The organism is Thalassobacillus pellis (assembly GCF_016908295.1).
Lineage (GTDB): Bacteria > Bacillota > Bacilli > Bacillales > Halobacillaceae > Thalassobacillus > Thalassobacillus pellis.
The window spans coordinates 203,619-228,489 of record NZ_JAFBDO010000002.1 but is presented as its reverse complement, the minus strand read 5'-3'; the positions used below and the strand labels follow the sequence as shown (position 1 = coordinate 228,489).

24 protein-coding genes are annotated in these 24,871 nt (G+C 41.6%); 4 read left to right on the top strand and 20 right to left on the bottom strand.

Translation table 11 applies throughout. From position 1 onward, the window contains the following. Positions 1 to 11: 11 nt before the first annotated feature. Positions 12 to 413, bottom strand: a complete 402-nt coding sequence (gene cdd / locus JOC33_RS06965; RefSeq protein WP_205091782.1) for a cytidine deaminase — start codon at positions 411 to 413, stop codon at positions 12 to 14. 191 nt (positions 414 to 604) lie between these two features. On the opposite strand from cdd, the gene JOC33_RS06960 reads away from it, so the two are divergent. Continuing rightward, positions 605 to 3,667 carry an efflux RND transporter permease subunit gene (locus JOC33_RS06960; RefSeq protein WP_205091781.1) on the top strand — a complete coding sequence of 1,021 codons (3,063 nt, stop codon included), beginning with the start codon at positions 605 to 607 and terminating at the stop codon, positions 3,665 to 3,667. Positions 3,668 to 4,015: 348 nt separating this feature from the next. On the opposite strand, the gene JOC33_RS06955 is transcribed toward JOC33_RS06960, so the two are convergent. Beyond that, a complete protein-coding gene (locus JOC33_RS06955; RefSeq protein ID WP_205091780.1) occupies positions 4,016 to 4,369 on the bottom strand; it encodes a YxlC family protein in 354 nt (117 codons plus the stop codon). Beyond that, positions 4,359 to 4,877 (bottom strand): sigma-70 family RNA polymerase sigma factor, encoded by a 519-nt coding sequence (locus JOC33_RS06950; RefSeq protein ID WP_205091779.1) that lies wholly within the window; start codon positions 4,875 to 4,877, stop codon positions 4,359 to 4,361. The genes JOC33_RS06955 and JOC33_RS06950 overlap by 11 nt, the downstream gene beginning before the upstream one ends. Positions 4,878 to 5,018: 141 nt before the next feature. Here JOC33_RS06950 and JOC33_RS20520 point away from each other — a divergent pair, with 141 nt between their 5' ends. Further along, positions 5,019 to 5,150 (top strand): hypothetical protein, encoded by a 132-nt coding sequence (locus tag JOC33_RS20520; protein ID WP_275576973.1) that lies wholly within the window; start codon positions 5,019 to 5,021, stop codon positions 5,148 to 5,150. A gap of 69 nt (positions 5,151 to 5,219) precedes the next feature. On the opposite strand, the gene JOC33_RS06945 is transcribed toward JOC33_RS20520, so the two are convergent. From JOC33_RS06945 to JOC33_RS06935, 3 genes are all read right to left on the bottom strand, one after another. After that, positions 5,220 to 5,591 (bottom strand): DUF1798 family protein, encoded by a 372-nt coding sequence (locus JOC33_RS06945; protein ID WP_205091778.1) that lies wholly within the window; start codon positions 5,589 to 5,591, stop codon positions 5,220 to 5,222. A gap of 62 nt (positions 5,592 to 5,653) precedes the next feature. After that, positions 5,654 to 5,941 (bottom strand): hypothetical protein, encoded by a 288-nt coding sequence (locus JOC33_RS06940; RefSeq protein WP_205091777.1) that lies wholly within the window; start codon positions 5,939 to 5,941, stop codon positions 5,654 to 5,656. Positions 5,942 to 6,264: 323 nt separating this feature from the next. Continuing rightward, positions 6,265 to 7,203, bottom strand: coding sequence for a DUF2515 family protein (locus JOC33_RS06935; protein ID WP_338054486.1), 939 nt, complete (start codon positions 7,201 to 7,203; stop codon positions 6,265 to 6,267). Between the two features lie 130 nt (positions 7,204 to 7,333). Between JOC33_RS06935 and recU the strand changes: the two genes are divergently transcribed. Both recU and JOC33_RS06925 read left to right on the top strand, forming a co-directional pair. Next, positions 7,334 to 7,927: a Holliday junction resolvase RecU gene (gene recU / locus JOC33_RS06930; RefSeq protein ID WP_205091776.1), complete on the top strand. Its 594-nt coding sequence runs from the start codon at positions 7,334 to 7,336 to the stop codon at positions 7,925 to 7,927. A gap of 18 nt (positions 7,928 to 7,945) precedes the next feature. Further along, positions 7,946 to 10,831 carry a transglycosylase domain-containing protein gene (locus tag JOC33_RS06925; RefSeq protein WP_205091775.1) on the top strand — a complete coding sequence of 962 codons (2,886 nt, stop codon included), beginning with the start codon at positions 7,946 to 7,948 and terminating at the stop codon, positions 10,829 to 10,831. A 58-nt stretch (positions 10,832 to 10,889) separates the two neighbouring features. Here JOC33_RS06925 and nth read toward each other — a convergent pair whose 3' ends face one another. From nth to bshA, 14 genes are all read right to left on the bottom strand, one after another. Next, complete coding sequence (nth, locus tag JOC33_RS06920) at positions 10,890 to 11,543, bottom strand: endonuclease III (RefSeq protein WP_205091774.1); 654 nt, start codon at positions 11,541 to 11,543, stop codon at positions 10,890 to 10,892. 19 nt (positions 11,544 to 11,562) lie between these two features. Next, complete coding sequence (locus JOC33_RS06915) at positions 11,563 to 12,252, bottom strand: DnaD domain-containing protein (RefSeq protein ID WP_205091773.1); 690 nt, start codon at positions 12,250 to 12,252, stop codon at positions 11,563 to 11,565. 99 nt (positions 12,253 to 12,351) lie between these two features. Next, complete coding sequence (gene asnS, locus JOC33_RS06910; protein WP_205091772.1) at positions 12,352 to 13,644, bottom strand: asparagine--tRNA ligase; 1,293 nt, start codon at positions 13,642 to 13,644, stop codon at positions 12,352 to 12,354. Positions 13,645 to 13,658: 14 nt separating this feature from the next. Beyond that, a complete protein-coding gene (locus JOC33_RS06905) occupies positions 13,659 to 14,843 on the bottom strand; it encodes an aminotransferase class I/II-fold pyridoxal phosphate-dependent enzyme (RefSeq protein ID WP_205091771.1) in 1,185 nt (394 codons plus the stop codon). Positions 14,844 to 14,858: 15 nt separating this feature from the next. Further along, positions 14,859 to 15,392: a cell wall elongation regulator TseB-like domain-containing protein gene (locus tag JOC33_RS06900; RefSeq protein ID WP_205091770.1), complete on the bottom strand. Its 534-nt coding sequence runs from the start codon at positions 15,390 to 15,392 to the stop codon at positions 14,859 to 14,861. Further along, positions 15,346 to 15,516, bottom strand: a complete 171-nt coding sequence (locus JOC33_RS06895; protein WP_205091769.1) for a YpmA family protein — start codon at positions 15,514 to 15,516, stop codon at positions 15,346 to 15,348. Before JOC33_RS06895 ends, JOC33_RS06900 begins: the two co-directional genes overlap by 47 nt. Before the next feature lie 207 nt (positions 15,517 to 15,723). Then, positions 15,724 to 16,503 carry a ComEC/Rec2 family competence protein gene (locus JOC33_RS06890; RefSeq protein ID WP_205091768.1) on the bottom strand — a complete coding sequence of 260 codons (780 nt, stop codon included), beginning with the start codon at positions 16,501 to 16,503 and terminating at the stop codon, positions 15,724 to 15,726. A 61-nt stretch (positions 16,504 to 16,564) separates the two neighbouring features. Continuing rightward, positions 16,565 to 19,357: an ATP-dependent DNA helicase DinG gene (gene dinG / locus JOC33_RS06885; protein ID WP_205091767.1), complete on the bottom strand. Its 2,793-nt coding sequence runs from the start codon at positions 19,355 to 19,357 to the stop codon at positions 16,565 to 16,567. Between the two features lie 99 nt (positions 19,358 to 19,456). Next, on the bottom strand, positions 19,457 to 19,846 hold the full coding sequence (panD, locus tag JOC33_RS06880; RefSeq protein WP_205091766.1) for an aspartate 1-decarboxylase: 390 nt from the start codon (positions 19,844 to 19,846) through the stop codon (positions 19,457 to 19,459). 30 nt (positions 19,847 to 19,876) lie between these two features. Further along, positions 19,877 to 20,728 (bottom strand): pantoate--beta-alanine ligase, encoded by an 852-nt coding sequence (panC, locus tag JOC33_RS06875; RefSeq protein WP_205091765.1) that lies wholly within the window; start codon positions 20,726 to 20,728, stop codon positions 19,877 to 19,879. Then, on the bottom strand, positions 20,725 to 21,561 hold the full coding sequence (panB, locus tag JOC33_RS06870) for a 3-methyl-2-oxobutanoate hydroxymethyltransferase (RefSeq protein WP_205091764.1): 837 nt from the start codon (positions 21,559 to 21,561) through the stop codon (positions 20,725 to 20,727). Before panB ends, panC begins: the two co-directional genes overlap by 4 nt. Then, positions 21,548 to 22,549: a biotin--[acetyl-CoA-carboxylase] ligase gene (locus tag JOC33_RS06865; RefSeq protein ID WP_205091763.1), complete on the bottom strand. Its 1,002-nt coding sequence runs from the start codon at positions 22,547 to 22,549 to the stop codon at positions 21,548 to 21,550. The genes panB and JOC33_RS06865 overlap by 14 nt, the downstream gene beginning before the upstream one ends. Further along, positions 22,525 to 23,748, bottom strand: coding sequence for a CCA tRNA nucleotidyltransferase (locus JOC33_RS06860; RefSeq protein ID WP_205091762.1), 1,224 nt, complete (start codon positions 23,746 to 23,748; stop codon positions 22,525 to 22,527). Before JOC33_RS06860 ends, JOC33_RS06865 begins: the two co-directional genes overlap by 25 nt. Further along, positions 23,738 to 24,871 carry an N-acetyl-alpha-D-glucosaminyl L-malate synthase BshA gene (gene bshA, locus JOC33_RS06855; protein ID WP_205091761.1) on the bottom strand — a complete coding sequence of 378 codons (1,134 nt, stop codon included), beginning with the start codon at positions 24,869 to 24,871 and terminating at the stop codon, positions 23,738 to 23,740. The genes JOC33_RS06860 and bshA overlap by 11 nt, the downstream gene beginning before the upstream one ends.

Genomic DNA, 24,871 nt, shown 5'->3' with positions numbered 1-24,871 from the left:
TATGTACAGCCCTAATCCTTTGTAAGATCAGATTGGTTGAAAGAAAAAGGCAGCAGTTCCTCCATGGTCATCGACTTTATTTCTCCGGACAAGTTGCTCGTATAAATCGTCAAGTCGCTCGGAAAAAATTCACTCATAACCTGACGGCAGGAACCACAAGGAGGAACCGGGCGTGTGGTATCTGCAACCACTGCCAGTTCTGAAAAATCCCTTTCACCATCCGATACTGCTTTAAAAATAGCTACACGTTCAGCGCAACATGTTACAGGATACGCTGCATTTTCTATATTACAGCCTTCATAAATGACTCCTGATTTTGTCTTTAATGCTGCTCCTACCGGGAATTTCGAATAGGGAGTGTACGCTTTCTCACGTATTTGTTTCGCTCTTTCAATAAGTTCCTTATTTGGCACTATTATTTCCTCCCTTAACTTTGGGAAATTAATTATAAGCGATATAGTTCTTACTGTAAAGCGGTTTCAATAGCTTACCATATCAAAACTTTCGTACGCATATTGAAAATTGACAAAAGTGTCAAATAAACGTTTATAGTAATAATAGAATGGAAAAACATTACTTATTATAGATACGGGAGGTCATTTATTTGCGAACCATTATTCGATACCGCAAAATTGTCTGGGTATTTATTCTATTATTAATCCTTACAGGAGTTTTCACTTATTTTCAATTGCCAAAGAGGGAACTTCCTGAAATCAACGTCAACCTTGCTTCTATATCCACAGTGTTCCCGGGAGCATCTCCAGAGGAAGTGGAGGGAATGATAACCAACCCTTTAGAAGAAAGGTTACTTGATATTAATGGTATAGAAAAAGTGACCTCTGCATCAACCACTGGATTTTCATCAATAACAGCTACTATTTCCGACAAAGCAGATACCAGTTCGGTTCAGTCTAAAATCAGACAAACGATTACAGATGTCTCTAGGAGCTTTCCTGAAGGTGTACAGGACCCTGAAGTGGACACAGATTTAAGGGGGTCTGCTGTCGCTTCCTACCACTTGACAGCCAGCAATTACGACAACTTACAACAACTTCACGGAACAATAGATGATTGGAAATCAACACTTACATCCATACCTGAAGTGAAATCAGTGCTAGTCAAAGGTTTGCCAGATCCAGAAGTAAGACTGACACTAAATAATCAGCAGCTTAATGAAGCGAAATTGTCTTCATTTTCGGTACTGGAGGCGGTACGTAAGGAACTTTCCCCAGCCGCTATCGGAACGGAAAAACAAGATAATACCAGTTACCAGCTAGAGCTGAACAAATATAAGGAACTGGATGAATTGATAAAAACGCCAGTTGGCCAATCCTCCACAGGCGTGCCGATCACCCTTAGCGATGTGGGAACGATAGAAATCGTTAACCAGGAAGTAAAAGATTTGATTGCTTCTAATGGGAAGCCCGCTTTATCCTTGACTGTCTTTGCAAAAGAAGGAGCAGATATTTCCAAACTGCAGAACCAACTGACAGAACATATTAAAGACCACGAGAATACGCTGCCTTCTGGGGTTAAAATTGATCGTTTTTATACGCAAAGTACAATTATCGAAGAGGTCTTCACCAGTCTGATAACTTCTTTCGGTATATCTCTGGCGGCAGTATTAATCATCATTATGCTTGGTCTGCCATTTTTATCAGCCCTGCTCGTTGGATTAGCTGTACCTATTTCGATTGTTATAGGTCTTATCCCATTACCCTACGCAGGAGTAGACCTTAACCAGATTTCAATTATCGGAATGATCATTGCAATTGGAATCCTGGTAGATGACGCCATTGTCGTTAATGATAATATCCAACGCCGCTTTCAGCTTGGTGATAGCGCATTGGAAGGAACTATCAGAGGTGTAAAAGAAGTCTCAGTTTCTATTATCACTTCTACTCTGATGATCATATTCAGCTTTTTTCCGCTTACTTTCTTATCAGGAAGTAACGGGGAATTCATCAGAGCATTGCCCACTGTTTTGATCATGACCATACTGGCTTCGACAATTATGGCTCTTACCTTGATACCGACAGTCCAATACGTTAGGAAAAAGTACTCCAAAAAAGTTTCTAAAAAGAAGGTTGGGTTGCTTGGGGGCTCCTTCCATCGTCTGGAGAAAACATATGCGGATATCCTGCTGCCTAAAGTGACTAAATGGCCGTGGATAACTGGAATCGCCGGTTTACTAGTATGTTTGCTGCTTTCCCTACTGGTATTTAAAATTCCTTTTGAATTTTTCCCTCCGGCCGATCGGCAGGAAGTGACTGTATCCGTAAAGTACCCCCAGGGTACTCCTCTTAAAGAAACAAAGGATCAACTAGATCTGATGAAGAGTTTTTTGAAGGACAATGAGAGTGATATAACTGAGACAGCAGTTTATACGGGCAGTGGATTACCAAACCTTTTTAGTTCCAGTTTAAAGCGCTCAGGCGAAAACACCGGTCAACTGCTGGTAAGGATAGATAAAGAGGATACCAGCGCCACTGAATTTATGAACGAATGGGAAACAAAACTGAGGAACAAATTCCAGAATGCTGAAATATTTATGGATACAATTGTATCTGGACCGCCACCTTCTCCGCCAATCGAGTTAAAAATCCAGGGGACCGACTTGAAAAAACTTGTTGATATATCACAGCAATTCAAAGAACAGATGGAGAACATTAAAGGCGCTGAAATAGTTACATTGAACGCCGGAAACGGGCAGCCGTTTCTCAAATATAACATTGATCGGAAATTACTTGCAGAGAAGGGAATCCCAATCGACCAGGTTTCATCCCAGATCCAAATTGCGAATATAGGCATTCCAATCGGTAAATATAATAACGGTGGAAAGCAACTTCCAATTACCGCTGTTGTCGATGATGGTGACCATAACGGAATTAACTTACAAGCACTTAAATTAGCTTCCAGCAATCCAGGTAATTCTCAGGGAACCCCATCCTTCATTACACTGGATGAATTGATTACAGTTGAACAAACAGAACTTATCGGCGTGATACCCCATCAGGATGGCGAGCGGACGATAACCCTGGAAGCATACCCCAAGCAAAATATGTCTGCTTCTTTTACGCGTGCTGCCAACGAGTTAATTTCAGACGCAAAAGAAGATCTCCCTGATGGTTACACGCTATCAAAATCGGGAGAGACAAACGAACGCACAGAATTTTTCATAGAAGCATCGAAAATATTTGTTATCGTTTTGTTCCTCATTTACATGACCATTGCGATCCAATTTAATTCGTTAACGATGCCGCTATTGATTACCAGTTCCGTATTTCTGGCGATTACCGGCGCGATCATAGGCCTTTTCCTCACTGGGCAGCCCTTGAGCTTTCTTGCAGTGCTTGGAATAGTATCATTATCAGGGGTGGCAGTCAGAAACTCGGTAATCATCATTGAATTTATAGAAAAGAACCGAAGTAAATACAGCACATTGAAAAAAGCAGTGGTAGAAGCAGGAAGGGCCAGGCTGAGGCCAATCATTTTAACTTCCCTGACTTCAATCGCAGCACTTCTGCCGATTATCTTTACCGGTGACGTTCTGTTCCGGCCATTAGCGATTTCCATAGTGTCCGGACTGATTTTTTCCACTGTACTGACTTTATTACTGGTTCCCGCTTTCTATCTGATTTTGAAAAAGGGGATACGAAAAGTTTAAAATAACCAGGGGCTGTCCCATAAGTCTGAAAAATACTTACGGGCAGCCTCTTGTTTATTAGTTGATACCAGAAAGGGAAGTTTTTATGAGTAATTCATCAGCTACTATCATTAATTAAAACATGGGCGGTTGGCTCAACTAATGTCATTGATTTATATCTAATATGTTTTATCTCTCCAAAAAACATAGCGGAACAGCAAAAAAACTAAGGTCGGGAGAGGAAATTGAATTAAACCGATAACTCCCCATATCCAAGGGTTTCTTCCTGCTCTTCGTGCTGCCAGAAATAGCAAAGTGCTTTGTGTTAACAAGGTGAATATTATCAATATCCACGTCCAGACAGGCAGTTCATGTGGTTGTATATTGTTCATGCTCAGTCACCCTTTTCTTCTCCTGACAATACAGGAAGCAGAATACAAACAGCACGGCTACCTGTACCAGTATAAAGAAAACGGGCAAAAGAAACACACTGACAGTTAATCCAGTAAAAATGATTAGAGCAATTGCCCATAACAGCATTAAATCCTTCCACAACTGTTGACGGTGTTTTTTTTGCTCTCTTCTTACCAGGTCTTCGAACCACTCCCTTTCCGGAACATCAACCGATTGTTTTTGGTCCGCCTGAAAGGTTGTATTCTGGATTTTTTCTACGATTGGTTTTTTCCAATACTCTTTAGAGTCCCGGGGATCCTTATTTTTCATCAATTTGCTCCTCTCTTATCATCTGTAATGCATAATGGACCCTTGACTTGACTGTTCCTTCTTTTATTTGAAGCATTTCTCCGATTTCCCCATAGGAGTAACCATAATAATGCTTTAATAATAAGGGTATTTTCTGCTCTTCCTTCAATATTTTTAACAATTCATATAAATCCAGTAATTCCTCTTGCTGATTGACAAACCAATTATCACTTGATGCAGCCCGCTCCTTTTCCCAGTAGGTGTTAGCCGTCTTCTCTTTTCTTTTTAAATCAAAAAATAAATTTGTGGCAATGGTAATCAGCCAGGAAGAAAATTTCGATTTTTCTTTATACAAGTGTATCTTTTGAATTGCTTTCACCATCGTATCCTGAGTCAGATCCATAGCAGTTTGTTCATTCCAGGTAATTTTCAACAAATATTTATATATAAAGCTGTAATTTTCTTCTAATACCATGGCCAAGGCTCTAGGATCACCTCTTGTAGCAAGCTTCAAGGTTTGGCTATCCATATTTTTACCCCACCCTTATCTCTATTTCATTAGACGGTCATCCCAGCTGATTCGTTCATTTCCTCTCCTAAATTGAGGTCATTTAAGCCTTATTATAATTATATTCGAATGGAGATACTAACAGAAAAGGAGGTGAACCATATGGGCAGAGGGAAAGGATACCGTGTAAAAAGACAAGACCACGAGCACGAAAAACCTAAAACAGCAAAACGTTTTTCGGAAGCAGGAGAACAAACAAAAACCTATCCTGAAGGAACAGCCGCTAAAGAATAGAAAAAACAAAGGCAGCATTCCTCCTTCCATTCAGATATATCATTTAACCACCTAAAAAAGGGTCCCTGTTTAATGGGACCCCTCCTGTTCAGATAAACTTGTAAGAATCATATCCAGCACATAATGGACAGAGTGATGAAGTTCATTATAACGTTTCTTCTTTACGTCAAGATAGAAACTGTGCAGGATAAGCAACTCTATATTTTCATGTGTCGACTGCACCTGGTTAGGATGAACCTTCACTTCCCGGTCTTTGACAAATGCAGAGGCAGTATCCAGCCATTTATCATTTTTTTCGAACAATGGCATGGTTTCCTTTTTCACCATTTGAAAAAAATCATGATCTTTTCGATCAACCGGTCCTTCACCAGCAGCATAACGTTCTGCAAGGTGGTCGCTCAACCTTTTTAATTCCATAGTCTGAGCATACAAGTCAGTCATTCACTTTCTCCCCTTTCCCTTCTACAACCATAACATGGAGAAGGGACTTACGCATTGACATGTCAGTTGTTCAGGAATTTATTTGTAGATAATAAAAGGGTATTTTTATAATGAAGTTCTTTTTGAGTTCTTTTTAACTGTCTGACTTCCTCGTGTAATTCAATGATTTCATCCTGCAACCGGTCGATTTCTTTCCGATGGGATACAGCCATGGTGAAAACTACCTCATCAGCTTTTAGAGAAATCTTTTGCTCTAACCTTCTCATGTCCTCCATCATATCGACCAAAGCATCCTCCAAACACTGCCGCGGAACTCCTCCTGCATCTTTCACTCTTACGGGTATACCCATGAAAAGAACCTCCCCTTGTTCATTTATATCCTAATTCTCTGTCCCTTTCTCCCTCCCCTTCCCCCATGACAAAACTAGAAGCTATCCAACAAAAAAAGCTAATTACGGGAAAATAATATTGTCATTTCGACAAACACTAATATAAAAGGAGGGTAAGAATCATGAGCCGTAAAGAACAAAGAAGAAATAAAGAGCAAAACAGACAAAACAGTAAAAGTCGTCCCACTCAAACAGGAAACCCTAAGACGGATGGAGAAAACCGTCCATCGACCTAATAGCAACGGGGCAGGTTGATAAGTTAATTCTTAACCTCCCCCGTTCTATCATTTCTTCCTATTTCCAATTATGTCGATCAGCCGCTTTTTGACATAGTAATGTGAAATATCCTTCCTGGTATCTCTTTCATATTTCACAAGCCACCACTTCTGTTTGCACCCCCTGAATTTCAGCCAGTCCTGACGAATGATATCCTGATGGTCGACTTTGGGAAAAATGCTTCTTAAGGGTAGTGCTTGCTGTCCATTGATTGTTAAAAAATTTTCATACTCTTCCCTTGAACCCGTCGGTGGAACCATTAAAATGAAATTAATGAATTTCTGAAAGAGTTCTGGATTAAATAATATATCTGTAAGAGTATGCCCGACGGCAATTCTTTCGTCTAAGTGGGTGAAACGGTGAATTTCGATTCCGTAAAGTTCTCCTTCAACTGTTGGAAAAATAACAGCATTTAATTTTAGTATTGTTTCAAGCAGATAAGGGATGCTTTTAAACACCTGTTCACTGAAAAAATGCTGCCTTATGACAGGATTTTCAATAACGTTTTGTTCATTAATGATCAGTGCTTGAGTCAGCCTGTTCACATCTTTCGTTTCCCAAAATCGCTGCCATTCCCTGATCATAAAATAGGAAACATGATATTTCCTAAGCAGGTGAAACAAGGGCTGATTATTCTCTTTAGAGAGTTCATACATGAGCAGCTGCGGATAAGCATCTGAAAAAATCAGCCAATTCGCCCGTTCATATGTCATAAATAATCGCTGCCTAACCTTTTTGGTCAGTATTTTTTGAAAAGGCAAAAGGGAAAGATCAGTCATGTTCCACCCGGCATTACGGGATACCATGGAAGCAAGCAAGGCCCACCTGATTTCAGGATGCTTGAAGTAGAAGTTTTGATAAGCGACCGTTCGGGTAATGTTATCGGAGTTATGGCGTATTGTTATTTCAGCGATTCCATTTAAATCGAAGCTGTCTCTCAGGGACACCAGTTACCCCCTCCTCTGCTGATACTTAGTATGTGATTTGAGGTAACTTTCATTACTATTCAGCAACTTTAGTTCTCATAGAAGGCTGAAATTTGGTATGATACTTTCATGGTGATAGGGAGGTATGCATATGAATTATCCCAATGGCAGGAGGTCTTCGAGTTCCAGACCCGCAAGTAAATCCACGAGAAAACGGACAAATTTCAGTAACAGAGGAATGACTCTCGAAGAAGATATCAACACTACGAATGAATACTACCTGGCATCTGATACGGCGGTCATCCATAAAAAACCGACACCAGTCCAAATCGTAAAAGTAGATTATCCGAAAAGAAGTGCAGCTGTCATAAAAGAAGGTTACTTCAAACAAGCTTCCACGACTGATTACAATGGAATCTACAGAGGCCAATATATAGATTTTGAAGCAAAGGAAACGAGAAATAAAACGTCATTTCCTTTAGCAAATATTCATCAGCACCAGATCGATCATATGAAAGCTGTTCATTATCACGGAGGGATATGCTTTATGATCATACGATTCACCCCCCATGAAGAAACATTTTTTCTCTCTGCGGTGAAACTTTTTCATTGGTGGGACGAACAATATGAGGGAGGCAGGAAATCTATCCCCTATTCTTTTATTAAAAGAAATGGGCAGCACATCCCCTTCCACTATCAGGCACGAGTAGATTATTTAAAAGTACTTGATAAGCTTTTTTTCTAGAAATGGAGGATTAGAGTTATGGCAAACGAAAGCCAATCTCGCACAGCAAGAAGAAAACAACTGCAACAAAAGCAAAGCAAACGCAAAAAAAATAGCGGCAGTAAAAAACCGACGATCAAGAAAATAATCATGATCATGTTAATTGTTGGCCTAGTAATGATGATCGGTATTGGCGGATTATTCGCTTATTATATCTCCAACGCACCTAAAATTGATGAATCGCAATTATCTGATCCTATTTCATCGAAGATATATGATAGAAATGGAGATTTGTTCGCAGAATTAGGGTCCCAGGACAGAACGAAAATCAGTTACGATGAATTACCTCAAGTCATGATTGACGCGGTAATAGCAACCGAAGACGCGCGATTTTTTGAACATTCTGGTATTGACTTCAAACGGATACTAGCTGCAATCTGGGCAAATATCACTGAAGGATTCGGTTCAGAAGGGGCGAGTACGATTACCCAGCAGGTTGTCAAACGTTCGTTCCTTTCTCCAGAGAAAACATTAGAGAGGAAGGTCCAGGAGCAATGGCTAGCAATTAAACTGGATCAACAATACTCTAAAGAAGAAATCCTGGAAATGTATTTGAACAAGATTTATTATGATGCCGGTGCTTATGGCGTGGCAGAGGCAGCTCAAACGTACTTCGGCATCAGTGACTTGAGCAAACTGACATTATCTCAGTCCGCCCTTTTGGCAGGTCTTCCTCAGCGTCCTGCTGCCTATAACCCTTTCGAGCATCCTGAGAATGCAAAACACCGCAGAAATGTGGTTTTGAACTTGATGGTTCAACATAATAAAATTACCGAAGAGCAAGCGAAAAAAGCGAAACAGGTAAAAATTGAAGACATGCTTGCTCCAAAGCAAGAAGAAACGAATAAATATCAAGCATTTATCGACAAGGTCCAAAAGGAAGTCGAAAAAAAATTGGATGGCGCAAACATTTATAAAGATGGCCTCCGCATTTACACTACTCTTGATCCAAAAGCACAGGAACATGTGGAAATGCTATTAAGCAAAGAAAGCTCCCTCTCTTTCCCAGATAAGGAGCTGGAAACGGCAATATCAGTTGTGGATACACAATCCGGAGCCATCCGTGCTATCGGCGGAGGACGTAATAAGGCAGAAAATCCTGCAAGTTATAATTATGCCATACAAGGAGGCCGTCAAGCGGGGTCAACGTTCAAGCCAATCATGGCTTATGGGCCTGCCATTGAGAATATGAAGTGGTCAACTTATCACCAGTTCAACGATGATGGCCCGACAAAAGTAGGTAAATATACAATCGGAAACTATAATGAACAATATTACGGCTGGGTAACCATGCGTGAAGCTTTGTATCGTTCCTTGAATGGTCCTGCCATACAAACCATTCAGGAGGTTGGCCTTGAAAAAGCAGCTGAATTCGCAAGTGGCCTTGGATTCAATACGGAAGATGTAAATGTAGTGCCAGTAGATGCAATCGGCGGAGGACAAATTACGGTTAATCCAGTACAAATGGCAGGTGCTTATGCAGCATTTGGTAATGAGGGTATTTACAATGAGCCTTATGCCGTGAAAATGGTAAAGCTTCAAAATGGAGAGGAACTTGACCTAACTCCAGAACCACATGCAGCTATGAGCGAATATACAGCTTATATGATTACGGATATGCTGAAAAGTGTTATGAAAAATGAAAATGGTACAGGCAATTCTGCAAATATTCCTGGTTTACCAGTGGCCGGTAAAACCGGTACTACCAACAGGGGTGAAGAAATTGCTCCTGACTCATGGTTTACAGGTTATACAACGAATTACACAATTTCAGTCTGGACTGGCTATGGGGAAGGTAATGCCAGAGACATTCCTGATGCCGGAAAAAGAATACCACGAGAAGCATTCCAGTCGACAATGAGCACGTTATCAGAAGGTGAAGAAACCAAGGACTGGACCAAGCCTGATACGGTTAAAGAAGTAAAAGTCGAACAAGGTACGCGTCCTGCTAAGCTCCCGAGCGAGTACACACCAGAATCTAAAGTCATCACTGAACTGTTCCATGTTGACAACCTCCCAACAAAACAGTCAGAGGTATATGACCAGTTGGATCCGGTGACAGACTTAACTGCTAAATATAATAAAGGTAAGCATATCATTGAGTTGTCATGGAAACACAAAGAAGATGTGAACTTTGAAGTAGCAGTTTCCGTAAATGGTTCTGAGCCGAGGTCTATCACTACGATGAGTGATAAAAAATTAGAAGTTACTCAAATCAAGCCTGGTTATGACTATACTTTCTATGTCACAGCGGTCGGAGAGGACAGTAAAAGTGAAACAGCTTCTGCCCAAGTAACTGTCCCTGGCGGTGAACAGGAGAAACCAGAAGATGGTGAAGGCAGCGGAGGCGAAGGAAATAACGGAGAAGACGATCAAGGTCAAGGCGAAGGTAATGGCCAGGACGGTGGCAATGAAGGCAATGGTAACGGGCAAGATGGCCAGGGAAATGGGAATAACCCCCCTGAAGATGGTAGTGGTAGTGAAGGTGGTGGAGGCGAAGACGGTAGTAATTCCGGTGACGATGAACAGGGCGGTGACGGCGCTGGAACAGGTGATGGCGGCGCTGGCGGATCGGAAGATGGAACCGGAGATGGAACCGGATCGGGTGATGACACCGATGGCAATACCGGTGGCAGCTCCGATCAAGGCGATTCCGATCAAGGCGGCCAGAATGATGACGAGGCATCCACAAGTGATACTACCGCTTCCTCTGCCAATACTAAAGATGGACAAAGATCTTCCAGTAATGGAGGGTCTTCCCCTAGTGGCGGATCCGATAACGGATCTTCCCCTAGTGGTGGATCCTCCGATAAGAAAAAAACCAAGGATAAAGATAACCTTGATAAGAAAAAACAATCTAACTGATTCTAAAAAAACCCGGACGGGCTGTGCTATAGCACTTTCCGTCCGGGTTTTACATTTATTAACCGCTTACTTTTCGCATCCGTTTTTTCCCTTCCCTGCACAAAGCCAATAACTTACATTGCTCACAATTTGGCCGCTGTGATTTACAGTGGTATCTCCCAAAAAAAATCATACGGTGATGAGACTCACTCCATCTTTCTTCAGGGATCTTACGCATCAAGGTCTTTTCCACTTCCAATACAGAATCCTTCCATCGGCAGATACCCAGCCTTTTGGAAACTCGTTCGACATGGGTGTCCACCGCGATAGCAGGCTCATCAAAAGCGACAGATGCGACAACATTAGCCGTCTTTCTGCCCACACCCGCAAGACTCTCCAATTCTTTTTTGGTGTTAGGTACTTCCCCATCGAATTTATCAATCAATGTTTGACAAAGCTTCCTGATATTTTTTGATTTATTCCTATACAATCCGATCGACCGGATATCCTCCTGTAGCTCTTCCAGAGGGACTGCTAAATAATCTTCAGGTGTCCTGTATTTCTGAAAAAGGTTTTTAGTGACCTTATTGACAAGGGCGTCTGTACACTGGGCCGACAAGACAACTGCAATTAACAAATCGAAAGCATTTCTGTGATTTAATTCACATTCAGCATCAGGAAACATTTCTTCAAACACATCTAGACAAAAAGCCACTTGTTTCTTATTCAGCAATTGCTCCCCTCCTTTCTCCTCAATCATCCTCCAGCCAATTATAATAAAGGGAAATATCCCTTTTATTCTCCTGGCTAGGGCGGTCCGCTTTTTTCTGACCACGAAATTGCTTTCCAGCTTTTCTTGCCTGATCCACACTCATTATCCCTTTTTTCTTCCACTCACGCAGAATCCGGTCAATATATTTGAAATTTAATTTTCCCATAAGTACGGCCTCTCTTAGGGCAGCTTTGATTAGTGAAGGCTGCTGTTCTTCCTGATCCAGCCATATATTGATCGTTTCAATTTCAAACGGGGATAAAAGACGACCGAATTCCTGTTCAAACAAAACAAAAATATTTTCGTGTGAATCATTTCCGCTCGGAACATTCTCCTTTACTTCACCATTATAAATAGTCTCCCATAAGGGTTCTAAGGAATAATATTCGTTTATGATACCATCTTCGTTGTGTTTTTGCTCTATCACCAAAAACTTTTTTTGGATAAGGCAGCGCAGCAATTTGGAACATTCCTGCTCCGTGCAGCATAGATACTCAGCGATTTCCGTCGGGGTCGGGAAGGTATTACCTTCGTGGAAAAAACGCTGGATTTGGAGTAACAGCACTAATTCCGATTCATTCAGACCAAGTGTTTTATAACACTGAAGCAGGCGTTTTGATACAGTCATCTGATCGTTTACAATTCTTTGGTATTGCTGATAATTGCTCATACGTTCACACCTTAATTGTCATCATTCTCCTGTTGCATGATTCCGAAAAACAGACCATGCTCTTCTCCTAAAAGAACATGGTCCGGCCATCACTTTCGGTTATGGGTATAGTCGATTAAGAAGACGTGGGAATGGAATGGTTTCTCTAACATGTTCCACGCCGGAAATCCAGGCTACTGTACGTTCAAGCCCTAACCCGAACCCAGAATGCGGAACACTGCCATACTGGCGGAGCTGCAGGTACCATTCATAGGCTGGTCCAGTAAGCTCATGTTCCTCATATCTCTGTTTCATCAGCTCTAAATCATCTATTCTCTGGGATCCTCCAATAATTTCTCCGTAACCTTCAGGAGCAATTAAATCGGCGCATAAGACTACTTCTGGTCGTTTAGGATCAGGCTTCATATAGAAAGCTTTGATTTCAGCCGGCCAGTTTATGATAAATACTGGTTTGTCGAAGCTTTCTGCTATAGCTGTTTCGTGCGGAGCACCGAAATCATCTCCCCATTCCACATCATCAAACCCTTTTTCTTTCAGGAGCTGGATAGCTTCATCATAAGTTATGCGCGGGAATGGCGCTGCAATTTTTTCCAATTGGGTGATGTCTCTGTCCAAGGCTTGTAATTCAAGCTTGCAATTGGACAGGACAGACTGCACCACATGTGCAACATACCGCTCCTGAACCTCCAGACTGTCATCATGATCCATAAAAGCCATTTCTGGTTCAATCATCCAGAACTCAATCAAGTGGCGACGTGTTTTTGATTTTTCAGCCCGGAAGGTGGGCCCAAAGCTGAACACTTTTCCAAATGCCATTGCTGCAGCTTCCATATAAAGCTGGCCAGATTGTGATAGATAAGCATCTTCGTCAAAATATTTCGTGTGGAAAAGTTCAGTTGTACCTTCTGCTGATGCCCCTGTCAATATTGGAGGATCGATTTTAACATATCCTTGTTCATTAAAAAATTCATATGTCGCGCGTATGATTTCATTACGGATTTTCATGACGGCATGCTGTTTTTTGGAACGTAGCCATAAATGTCTGTGATCCATCAAAAATTCTGTGCCATGGTTTTTAGGGGTGATCGGGTACTCTACTGCTTCTTGAATCAATTCAAAATCTGTTACTTGAATTTCAAAGCCTACCGGAGAGCGTGCATCCTCCACTACCTTCCCAGTTACGTATATGGATGATTCCTGAGTCAGAGCCTTAGCTTCCTGAAACTTTTCTTCGCCAATATCCGCTTTTACTACAACTCCCTGGATAAACCCAGTCCCGTCACGAAGCTGAAGAAAAGCGATTTTACCGCTTGATCGTTTATTCGCGAGCCAGGCTCCAATCGTCACCTCTTCCCCTATATGCTTATGGACTTCTGTTATCGTCGTTTTCACAATGTTCCCTCCAACTACTTGGTATGATTTTCTACGAAACGCTTGATTCTTCTCGCTGCTTCTTCCAAATGGTCAAGTGATGTTGCGTAAGAAAGACGCACATTATCAGGCGCACCAAAGCCAGATCCCGGTACAAGTGCAACTTTTTCTTCTTCCAGCAAGGCTTCGACCCAGTCGTCGACATTTTCAAAGCCATTAAGCCGGCTTGCTTCTTTAACATTAGGGAATAAGTAGAATGCTCCCTTCGGCTTAACGCAATCGACACCTGGAATATCAACCAGCCAGTCATATAGCTTTTCCAGACGTTCTTCGAAAGCCTCTCTCATTTTTTCCACTTCATTCTCATCCGTAGTATAAGCAGCAAGTGCTGCATATTGAGCAATAGAGGTTGGATTGGATGTGGAATGAGATGCCATATTGGTCATCGCTTTGATAATCTCGGGATTTCCCGCAGCAAATCCGATCCTCCATCCTGTCATGGAATGAGATTTCGAAACTCCATTGATAATGACTGTATTGTTATAAAGCTCTTCTGATAAAGAAGCGATGGAAACATGATCCTGCTCAGTATAGATTAATTTTTCATAAATTTCATCGGAAACGACCAGCACACCATGCTCCAGACAAACTTTCCCCAACTCATTTAATTCTTCTCGTGAATACATCATACCAGTCGGGTTATTCGGAGAATTAATGATGACTGCTTTTGTTTTAGAAGTGATCGCCTTTTCAAGCTGTTCTGGCGTCAATTTGAAATCATTCTCTTCTTTCGCCTGCGTCAGGACCGGGTTCCCTCCGGCAAGTTTAACTTGTTCCGGATAGCTTACCCAGTAGGGAGCAGGGATGATTACCTCTTCCCCCGGATTTAACAAGACCTGAAAAAGTGTATATAATGCATGTTTAGCTCCGGTAGTAACAATGATTTGAGTATCCTTATATACAAGATTCTGATCTTTTTGCATTTTTTCGATGATTGCCTGTTTCAAGTCCGGAATTCCACCAGAGGGGGTATATTTGGTCAACCCCTTTTTCATGGCGTAGGATGCGGCTTCGAGGATATACTCCGGAGTATTGAAATCCGGTTCACCAGCTCCCAGGCCTATAACGTCATGTCCGTCTGCCTTTAAAGCTTTAGCCTTTGCAGTAATGGCTAATGTGCTTGAAGGTGTCAATGCTTGTACTCTTTTTGCTAATTCCACTTTCTCCACTCCTTTTTATGAACGCTTAAAAGCAAACAGCTGCTTCCGTTTTCCTGATTTCACATCAAAATAAGCAAATACGTAACGCCCCTGGTCATCTATGTACGTGATTTCCCATAAAGGTACTTCGTTCTCCATACCCAACTGTACCTCAATCATCTGACAATTTTCACAGCTGCTTTGCCACGCTTTTTTCATATCTGCTTTATTCAGAATTTCACTCTGTTGTATAAATTTGATTATCTTATCCTTTTCTGGATTGACGAAGGCGTAGCCTTTAATATTCTTTTCTGTTTTCCCTGTCACAATATGTACAGCACGATCGCCATTATAGTTCTGGACGGATATAGCTTGTGTAAGTGAAGTTTCTGCAAGAGCCAGCTCTTTTGCTTTTTGAAATCCGGCTGTTTTTTCTTCCATGATACCGGTGTAAACCCAATACGAAAAACCGAAAACCAGAAGTCCGCATAATGCCAAACCTGCCAGTAACCATTTCACCCAATCAGGTACGGTAAATCGTGAAGATCGCGGTGTCCTTATCATCTTCATCAAGTGCCAATCCGAACATTAAATTTTCTTCTTTCAATGTCCTGTTTAGAGTATCGACAATCTTATACAGATCATCTGCATGTTTGACTTTGACCGTGGAAAGTGTCTCAATTTTGTTCCCCATTTTTATCCCCCCAATAATATCAGTTCATCTCAAAATTTGCTATACATACAGGCAGGGTTTTGACGAATAATATCAATTAAGAACCAAGTATCACCTTTTCCATTATAACAGTTTGGCCTACAATTTTTGATGGTGAATTGAATTAAAATAAAAACCTAACCCACAACCATTCCTGTGCCCTTGATGGGCACAGGTTTTTTTCTTACTTTAATCAGAAGGTACTGAATATTGTTCCTCATTTATTTCAATGGTTGTCGTTCCTGTTTGTTTCAGCCGATAAAGGTCCATCCAATACCCTTGCAACCTTTCCATTAAGCCATCGTTGACCGCTATGCCTCTTCTTGAAAATACAATTCCCAGATGGGGATCTGTTTCATCCAAAAACTGTCCGCTTGGTGATTGTCCAGAACCATAGGCACCGACTTTTAGGATTTCAAAAGGCAGATTCTTTTTTAAAATGTGCAGTTCTTCCTCGATATTACCCTTTGTCAGAAATAAAACCCCGGTGTTATAAATAGTCAGGAGTACATCCATTACCTGTTCATCTGTATAGACAACTTGTACATGAACTTCTCCCCACTGTACTTGGTCGTTTTCAGACCATCTAATATGTTTTATACTTGCACCTTTGGTACATTCCCTCTCCCATTTACCAGTATGAAAAACGGTTTTCACCTTGTAAGTTTCAATCAGTTTGGCTAAATTCCCACAATAATCGTCCGTTTCCCCGGTAAGGATAATACCATTAATCTTCTTGACACCTAGTTCATCTAATTCTGCAGTCAGATTATGGTAACTTTCTTCATCGCCTGTATTGATCAAATAATTATCCTGCTGATCAGTTTCCAGTAAAGTGGCTTCTCCGTCAGGCAGACCGAAAAAAGTAATTCTGGCTTCGTTGCCTACATACGGTTCAAGCAGAGACTGAGAGTTCGGACTAGTCCCGATAATCAGGATAAGAAGGGAAAGTATTGTATTTTTTAGCATCTGCATCCCTGCCATCAGTCATTTATTTTTCATTTATTGATAGCATGTGCAGCTGATAAAATCATAACCATTCCTGCGCTTTTTGCATTAAATTTGTTGTACTATCGACCGTAATAGGCACCTCAGGAATGGATTCGATGAAGTACTTTCCATACCGGGCATTAATCAGGCGTTGATCACAAACGAATACGATTCCTCTGTCAGTGCTGGAACGGATCAATCTTCCGAAACCTTGTTTGAACCGGATGACAGCTGGAGGCAATGCCTGCTCCATAAAAGCATTCTTTCCATTTCTTTTCATATAATGCGTTCGTGCCTGATAAACTGGGTGATTAGGCGGCTGAAATGGGAGACGAACAATTACCAGGCATGAAAGATCCTGACCCGGAATGTCTACACCTTCCCAGAATGAACTTGTTCCGAGCAATATCGATTGATCAAACGCCTGAAAATTCTTCTTCAAACGCTCCCTGCTTCCGCTTGAAATACCTTGGGCGAAAAGCATAAATTCCTCCGGAAGGATTATCTCCTTTAACAGATCATAGGATTTCTTCAGCATATCATAAGAAGTAAACAAGACAAGCATACGCCCATCTGTAATATGAGCTAGAGAATAGATGGCTTCACAGGTTGCCGATATGAAATCTTCCTGATTTGTTTTAATGTCAGGAAAATCATTCGGAACCATCAGCTGCACTTGCTGGTCAAACGGATAAGGTGAGGGTATTTTTGTTTTTAACAAGTCCTCGCCTGTTACCCCAAGTCGATCTGTGATGTATTTGAAAGAGTGTTTCATCGTTAAAGTTGCGCTGGTTAACACTACGCTTTTCTTTTGGTTGAAAAGCGATTGCCGAAGGTTTTCAGAAATATCTATCGGTTCACTGTAAAGATAAACAGCATTATGTGCGCCATTCGCATCAATCTCCAGCCACTTTACCTCGCTGTCATCATCATTTAGTAAATAATCTTCCATTTCATTTTTCATGCTCTCAAGCTTTTCCATATGATTGGTCAATTCTTTATGATCCGATTCAAGCATATTCCTATCTGCAGCATTCGTTTCGATTAAAAATTGCGCATTAAATATTTCCATTGTCCTGACCATTTTATTAATTCGTGATTTAAGCCTGAAAAACATTTCCCGTATCGTAGAAATTTGCTTGTTTTTCATATAATCGTGCCGGAAAGTGAATTGGACTCTTCCAATATCGTTTTTGTCCACATTATTTTTGTTGTAAGAAATTACTACATGGAATAAATAGCGGAATAACCCATCCAATTCTTCTTTCATTTCTTGTAAGATAGGATCACAGCGCTTGATCTCAGAAATTAACTTTTCAGGCCATACTTTTTCCTTGGCAGCATAAAACGATTCAAGCTGAGTAAAGAAGTTCTGCCACTGAATATAATCCATCTGCAACCCGAAATATCTGCTTGCAGTGGAGTCCAAATGATGAGCTTCATCTACAACTATATAATCGTAGTCGGGTAAAAAGGCGTGTTCAAGTGTCAGGTCCGTACATAATAAAGAGTGATTCGTAATAATGATATGGGCATTTTCCGCACTTTCCCGGGCACGACGATAAAATGATGCCCTGTTAGCGGATGACCACGTTTCTTCAATATCTTCCTGATCTGTAGAAATGCGGTTCCATAGCACTTTGCCACTAGGTGGTAACTGGATTTCATCGATATCACCTGTTACTGTTTCAGTCAGCCAGACAAGCAGCATGCCCTTTGATAAAACTATATCGTAATTATCAAGGGAACGTTCTTCCATTTCTTTGCTGAATCTCAGTGTGCTTATATAATGTTCTTTCCCTTTTAGAATTGCTGTTTTTAACGGAAAATCAAACAGTCTTTCAACCTGAGGTATTTCTTTTTCCAGTAATTGTCGCTGCAATTGTGTAGTAAACGTACTAATAACAACCTTGGCTTTATTTTTGACTGCAAAATATGCAGAGGGAATCAGGTATGCCAAAGATTTACCCGTGCCTGTTTCCGCTTCGATCATTGCATGATGATTAGCATTAAATGCATCATAAACAGATTCTGACATAACCCTTTGCCCTTCGCGAAATTCATACCCAGGTACAACCGAAGCAAGACCGTTTTTAGTGCCGAACAGTCTGTCTAAATAGGAACCGAAGGACTTGGATGGCACATTTGGCTCAGAAGCAGGCTGAACAGGGGCCTTAACAGCTAGTCCGTGAATAATATCTATTCCTTTGCTGAGCTCCCCGCCGTAAAATTTTCGATGGATTTCGTCATTCAATAATCCATCCAGGTCACTTTTAAGGTTATGTTCCAGTGTCCGCAATTGTTGGAGAGTATGTAATGGCAGTTCAGTGAACTTGTTCAGAAGCTTTTCCAGCAAACTAAGGGTGACCTTGGTGTCAGATAAAGCACGATGGGGCTCATCATGCTTTATATCCAGCTGCTCGGCAAGATGACCTAATTTAAAACTGTTCGCCTGGGGAAACAGAATCCTGGATAATTCTACTGTATCAATAACGGGATTTCGCAAAGCTTTTAAGCCGCAAGCGTGAAATTCATGATTGAGGAACCTTAGGTCAAATTGAATGTTATGCGCTACAATATAGGCATCTTGAAAAAAGCTATGCACATCTTCAGCAATTTCGGAAAAAAGAGGAGCGTTCACTACCGCTTCTTCTGTAATACCTGTCAAGTTTGAGATAAAAGCCGGGATAAAGACTTCCGGATAAATGAGAGATGAAAATTCATGAGTGACTTCCCCGTCCTCCCATACCATCAGGCCTATCTCGATTATCCTGTCCCCTTTTGCCGGGGCATTACCAGTTGTTTCTAAATCAACTACTGTAAACTTAGCCATGAAGCTACCCTCTTTTCCTTATAACCTACGAAAAATAAAGGATTCCGCTTCTTAGCAGCGTGAATCCTTTCCAAATACGAATTTTGATTACCAGTCCATTTATGAAGGGATGACAGTCAACGGCGGTTCTTGTTCCATTATCTCTGTGATGTTATTATTCTCATCCATCAAAGCAACCCTTGGCTTAAATTCGCTCAATTCTTCTCTGGACACCAATGCATAAGCAACAATAATTACTATATCATCTGGTTGAACAAGCCTTGCAGCTGCACCATTCAAGCAGACAACGCCGCTACCCCTTTCACCGGGTATAACATATGTTTCCAAGCGTGCACCGTTATTGTTATTGACAATCTGAACTTTTTCATGGGGAAGGATATCCACTTGCTCCATGATGTCTTCGTCTATTGTTATACTTCCAACGTAGTTCAGGTTTGCTTCCGTTACCCTTGCGCGGTGAATTTTTGATTTCATCATGGTGCGAAACATGATTCTCCTCCTATACGTTACCCTATCTGCTCAGTCGCCTGCCTCCATAACTAGATTGTCGATCAGCCTTGCTTTATTAAACTTTACAGCAGCAGCCAGAATGATCCGCCCCTTGATGGAAGCAACTGATTCTAATTCAGGATAGGATAGTATTTCTATATAATCTATTTTACCATGAGTATGTTTTTCAATAAAACTTTTAACCGCATTGTTTACTTTTTCAGGATTCCTGCAGCCATCCTGGATTAACACCTTACCATGTACAAGCCCTTTATGGATAAACGGCGCTTCTTTCCTTTCGGCAGCAGACAGGTTCACATTCCTGCTGCTCTTCGCAAGGCCATCGGGCTCCCTGACCGTCGGAACAGGCACTAATTCTACAGGAAAATGAAAGTCCTTTATCAACCCATCCACCACTGCAACCTGCTGGGCATCTTTCATTCCAAAATAAACACGTGTGGGCAGCCCTAGATGAAACAGTTTGGCAAGAACCGTGACAACACCGTCAAAGTGTCCAGGTCTGCTTCTCCCGCATAATACATCCGTTCTTCGTATCACTGTCAGTTTTATTGCAGGTTCATGCGGATACATGGACTCCACATCAGGATGAAAAAGTAAGTCTACCCCTAAACGACTGGCTACTTTACGATCATGCTGCTCATCCCTGGGATAATGATCAAGATCATCATGTGGCCCAAATTGTAAAGGGTTAACAAAAATACTCAATAATACTATATCATTTTCTTTTCGGGCTTCTTCTATTAATTTTTCATGACCTTCATGCAAAAAACCCATCGTAGGGACAAAGCCAATTGTTTTTCCTTCATTTTTATAAGATATAGCTACTTCTTGCAATTCGTCAGGGGAATGTATAACCTTCACGTTTTATCCCCTTCCTTTTTTGGCAAAAGACCTTTATCCATAGTGAATGAATGTTTTTCTTCAGGGAAGATGCCCGATTTTACATCTTGGACATATCCGCTTAGCCCAGCAGAGAACGATTCATTACCATCAAGATAACTCTTCACGAATTTCGGCAGGCGATTCACTCCATAACGGAGGATATCATGATAAACAAGGACTTGACCATCACAGAAAGGCCCAGCCCCGATACCGATTGTTGGAATCGACAGTTTTTCAGAAACAAGTTCCGCCAATTCTTTTGGAACACATTCCAGTACCAGCGCAATAGCTCCGCTTTCCTCTATTGCAACAGCATCCTCGATGAGCTGTTTAGCGGTTTCCTGGTTTTTACCCTGGACTTTATACCCGCCAAGGACATTGACCGTCTGGGGGGTCAAACCTAAATGTCCGATCACCGGGATTCCTGCCACCTTTAGTCTTCGGATCGACTTAAGGACTTCACCGCCCCCTTCTAATTTCAAAGCTTGTGCACCTGTCGATTGAAAGATTTCTGCCGCATTCCTCATTGTCTCTTCCATGGATACATGGTACGACATAAACGGCATATCCACGACTAAATAAGTATCTGTTGCTCCCCGTTGCACTGCCTTTCCATGGTGGACCATATCTGCAACGGTCACTGGCACTGTCGAGTCGTATCCCAGTACAACCATTCCCAATGAGTCTCCCACCAATATCATATCAGCACCTGCCTGCTCGGCAAGTTTTGCCGAAGGATAGTCGTATGCCGTAATCATTGCAATTTTTTCATTGCTGTTCTTCATCTCCATCATCCGTTTAAGCGTCAGCATTATAACCCCCCTCTCCCCAATGGATTTCAGCAGAATAAAGCTTTTCTTCCCGTCCATCAATCCCTTTTACCAGCAGCGCACCATCCGCTTCTATGCCAAGTAATGTTGCCTCCCAGGTTTTTCTCATTGTGGAAATGGTTACTTGCTCACCGATTTTATAACCATATTGCTCCCAAGTTTTTTTTACTGTTCCAAAACCTTCGTGTACAAATTGCTCATATGTATTCTCAAAGGTTTCTAAAATCAATTGAATCAGCCAGGTGATATTCCATGTTTCCCCTGTTTCCTGACGCAGGGAAGTCGCTTTTTTCTTAATCTCATCCGGAAATTTTCCTGGATCCTGGTTGATATTGATTCCCATACCAAGGACGACATACTGAATCTGATCTTGTTCAGCCTGCATTTCAGTAAGTATCCCCGCCATTTTCTTATGGTTGATTAACAGATCATTCGGCCATTTAATTTGTGGCTCTACCTGTGATGCGGACGCAATTGCTTTTGCAAGTACAGTGGCAGCCAATAAGGTGATTTGGGGAGCCTGGACCGGGGGAAGATCCGGCCGTAACAGCAGACTCATCCAAATGCCGTCTTTCTTCTGGGAATGCCAAGGTCGCGCCATCCTTCCTTTTCCTTTGACTTGCTCATCTGCTACCACTAGTGTTCCATGGGGATGACCTTCAGCAGCAAGCTTGTGAGCGATTTCCTGTGTTGATGCCACCTGATTATAATGAAACAGCTCCTGACCTGCCCACGTAGTGTTCAACCCCCATCTCAGCGTGTTCTGGCTGACTTTATCGGGAAAGTCGATAATGCGGTAACCCTTCTTAGGAGCGGCTTCTATAATATAGCCATCTTTCTCTAATTCTTTCATATGCTTCCATATAGCAGTTCTTGATACGGATAACTGTCTGGAAAGCTCCTGGCCGGAAATGTAACCAGTACGGTTATTTGCCAGTAACTTTATCATTTTCTGCCGGGTGGATTCCATTTGATCAGCCACTCCTTTATTTCATTATAATCATTCCGAAGTTCTTTGGATACCACCTTCTCTTCCACCTTATCCAGTATTTCCGCCATCCATGGACCGGGTTTCTCATCTGGATAGAGTGCCAACAGGTCTCCCCCTTGGAACTCCAGCTCATTCCGCTTTTGAATTGGCAGGCTAAGTTTTGCTGCACTCACTCGATCACTCAAACTGTAAAATTCTTCATCAAAAATCATTGCTGCGAGCCTGGAAAAACCCTCTGTCAGATGTTCTGGCAATGAATAGAGCACTATGTTGCGTAACCCCATCTTTTTGTATTGATCAAGGGCGATCATCAGTGCTTGAGCATCGTTCTTTGTCCTTTTAGACAACTTCCACAGTTTCGCCCATTCCCCTGTCGAAAAAGAGTCAAATGTATAGCAGTAGTACGCCACAATTTCAGCGAAACTTTTAAGGGGATGCTTGAAGTTTCCAGACTGCTCTAACCAATTTGGATATTCCTGAAAAACAGGAAGGCTTTCATGAATCCGAGCATGCAGACAGCAGTCAATGGCCTGTGTTACATGGAGACCGGCGTACATCTTCTCAAATTCGATGGCAATCCGCTCGACAGCGATTTTTTTTAGCCAGCCTGCCTGCTTTTTGATAGCTGTATATGTTTCCTTTTCAATCTCATATCCTAACTGACTGACAAAACGGACTGCACGCATCATGCGTAGAGGATCTTCTTCAAACCTTTCCAGGGGATCACCTACAGCCTTAATCACTTTATTTTCAATTGCTTTCTGCCCTTCGAAAGGATCTACCAGATCTCCGTTTTTATCCATCGCTATAGCGTTAATGGTGAAATCACGCCGTGACAGATCCTCTTTCACATCGTTTATAAATTCAACTTTATCCGGGTGTCTATGATCCTGGTAGTCTTCTTCCGTACGAAAGGTTGTTATTTCGTAGGACTCCCCCTTATGTCTTACCATCACTGTGCCATGGTCAATACCGATAGGAATGACTTTATCAAACAAGGAAATGATTTCTTCTGGTTTGGCTGAGCTTGCAATATCAATATCTCCGATAGGTCTTCCGATCAGTAAGTCTCGTACCGAACCACCGACAAAAAAAGCATCGTGACCATTCTCAACTATTTTATCAATTATCGGGATCGCCTTTTTGAACTCTTCATACGAATTAATATCATACTTCATGGCCCAACACCCTGTCGTATAAAGCTTCATATTGCTTCAATATCTGCTTTGACTGAAACTCTTGTTTCACTCTATCTTCTCCACTCCTGGAAAAACGGAGCCAGAGATCACGGTCAGTTAATAATTGAATTGCTTTTTGACTTGTAGCTTTTACATCACCAACTTCAGTGATGAAACCTGTTTCACCATCACTGATGACTTCTGGTATGCCCCCAGCATTTGTCCCGATGCATGGTACACCACATGCCATTGCTTCCAAAAGTACAAGACCAAAACTTTCCTTCTCAGACAATAATAGCTTTAAATCTGAAATAGACAGCAGCTCGGATACATTTTCTTGCTTTCCTAAAAACCTGACGTTCTCCTCCATACCATACTCCTGAACCATTTGATAACAGGTTGAGAATTCAGGCCCATCTCCGACGAGAAGTAATTTCGCAGGTAAATTTTCCTGAATTTCTTTAAAGGTCAATATCACATCCTGCACGCGTTTTACTTTTCTGAAATTGGAAATGTGAATAATGACTTTTTCGTGCTCTTCGATATGGTATTGCTTTTTTAAATCCTGATTACAGTGCCGATAATATTCTCTCTCATCAACAAAGTTATAAATGACTTCCATATTTTTATCAATTGTAAGCATTTCCTGAGTTTGATCAACCAGGCTTTTGGAAACAGCAGTGACACTATCTGATTGTTCAATTCCGAACTTGATTAAATTTTTCATGCTCGGGTCAATTCCGAGCACAGTGATATCGGTTCCATGAAGTGTAGTAATAATTTTCACATCATGATCTGCCATTTGCTTAGCTAAAATAGCACAGACCGCATGAGGCATAGCGTAATGCACATGCAGTATATCTAACTTTTGCCTGTTGATGACCTCCGCCATCTTATTGGCAAGGGCAAGATCATAAGGAGGATGCTTGAAGACTGGGTAGCTGGTTACCTCCACTTCGTGATAAAAAATATTAGAATAAATGCGGTTTAACCGGAAGGGGAGCTGGGAGGTAATAAAATGTATTTCATTACCTTCTTCAGCGAGAAGTTTTCCCAGTTCTGTCGCGATCACTCCTGAACCTCCGACGGTTGGATAACAGGTAATTCCTATTCTTTTCACCAT

Bases quoted from the DNA above. Each gene is read 5' to 3' on its own strand.
- dinG (WP_205091767.1), bottom strand. From the start codon at position 19,357: ATGGCTAAGTTTACAGTAGTTGATTTAGAAACAACTGGTAATGCCCCG.
- JOC33_RS06890 (WP_205091768.1), bottom strand. From the start codon at position 16,503: ATGCTAAAAAATACAATACTTTCCCTTCTTATCCTGATTATCGGGACT.
- recU (WP_205091776.1), top strand. From the start codon at position 7,334: ATGAATTATCCCAATGGCAGGAGGTCTTCGAGTTCCAGACCCGCAAGT.
- JOC33_RS06865 (WP_205091763.1), bottom strand. From the start codon at position 22,549: ATGGAATCCACCCGGCAGAAAATGATAAAGTTACTGGCAAATAACCGT.
- JOC33_RS06940 (WP_205091777.1), bottom strand. From the start codon at position 5,941: ATGGGTATACCCGTAAGAGTGAAAGATGCAGGAGGAGTTCCGCGGCAG.
- JOC33_RS20520 (WP_275576973.1), top strand. From the start codon at position 5,019: ATGGGCAGAGGGAAAGGATACCGTGTAAAAAGACAAGACCACGAGCAC.
- JOC33_RS06950 (WP_205091779.1), bottom strand. From the start codon at position 4,877: ATGGATAGCCAAACCTTGAAGCTTGCTACAAGAGGTGATCCTAGAGCC.
- JOC33_RS06860 (WP_205091762.1), bottom strand. From the start codon at position 23,748: ATGAAGTATGATATTAATTCGTATGAAGAGTTCAAAAAGGCGATCCCG.
- JOC33_RS06900 (WP_205091770.1), bottom strand. From the start codon at position 15,392: ATGAAGATGATAAGGACACCGCGATCTTCACGATTTACCGTACCTGAT.
- JOC33_RS06955 (WP_205091780.1), bottom strand. From the start codon at position 4,369: ATGAAAAATAAGGATCCCCGGGACTCTAAAGAGTATTGGAAAAAACCA.
- JOC33_RS06945 (WP_205091778.1), bottom strand. From the start codon at position 5,591: ATGACTGACTTGTATGCTCAGACTATGGAATTAAAAAGGTTGAGCGAC.
- JOC33_RS06925 (WP_205091775.1), top strand. From the start codon at position 7,946: ATGGCAAACGAAAGCCAATCTCGCACAGCAAGAAGAAAACAACTGCAA.
- JOC33_RS06895 (WP_205091769.1), bottom strand. From the start codon at position 15,516: ATGGGGAACAAAATTGAGACACTTTCCACGGTCAAAGTCAAACATGCA.
- panB (WP_205091764.1), bottom strand. From the start codon at position 21,561: ATGCTGACGCTTAAACGGATGATGGAGATGAAGAACAGCAATGAAAAA.
- bshA (WP_205091761.1), bottom strand. From the start codon at position 24,871: ATGGTGAAAAGAATAGGAATTACCTGTTATCCAACCGTCGGAGGTTCA.
- JOC33_RS06915 (WP_205091773.1), bottom strand. From the start codon at position 12,252: ATGAGCAATTATCAGCAATACCAAAGAATTGTAAACGATCAGATGACT.
- panD (WP_205091766.1), bottom strand. From the start codon at position 19,846: ATGTTTCGCACCATGATGAAATCAAAAATTCACCGCGCAAGGGTAACG.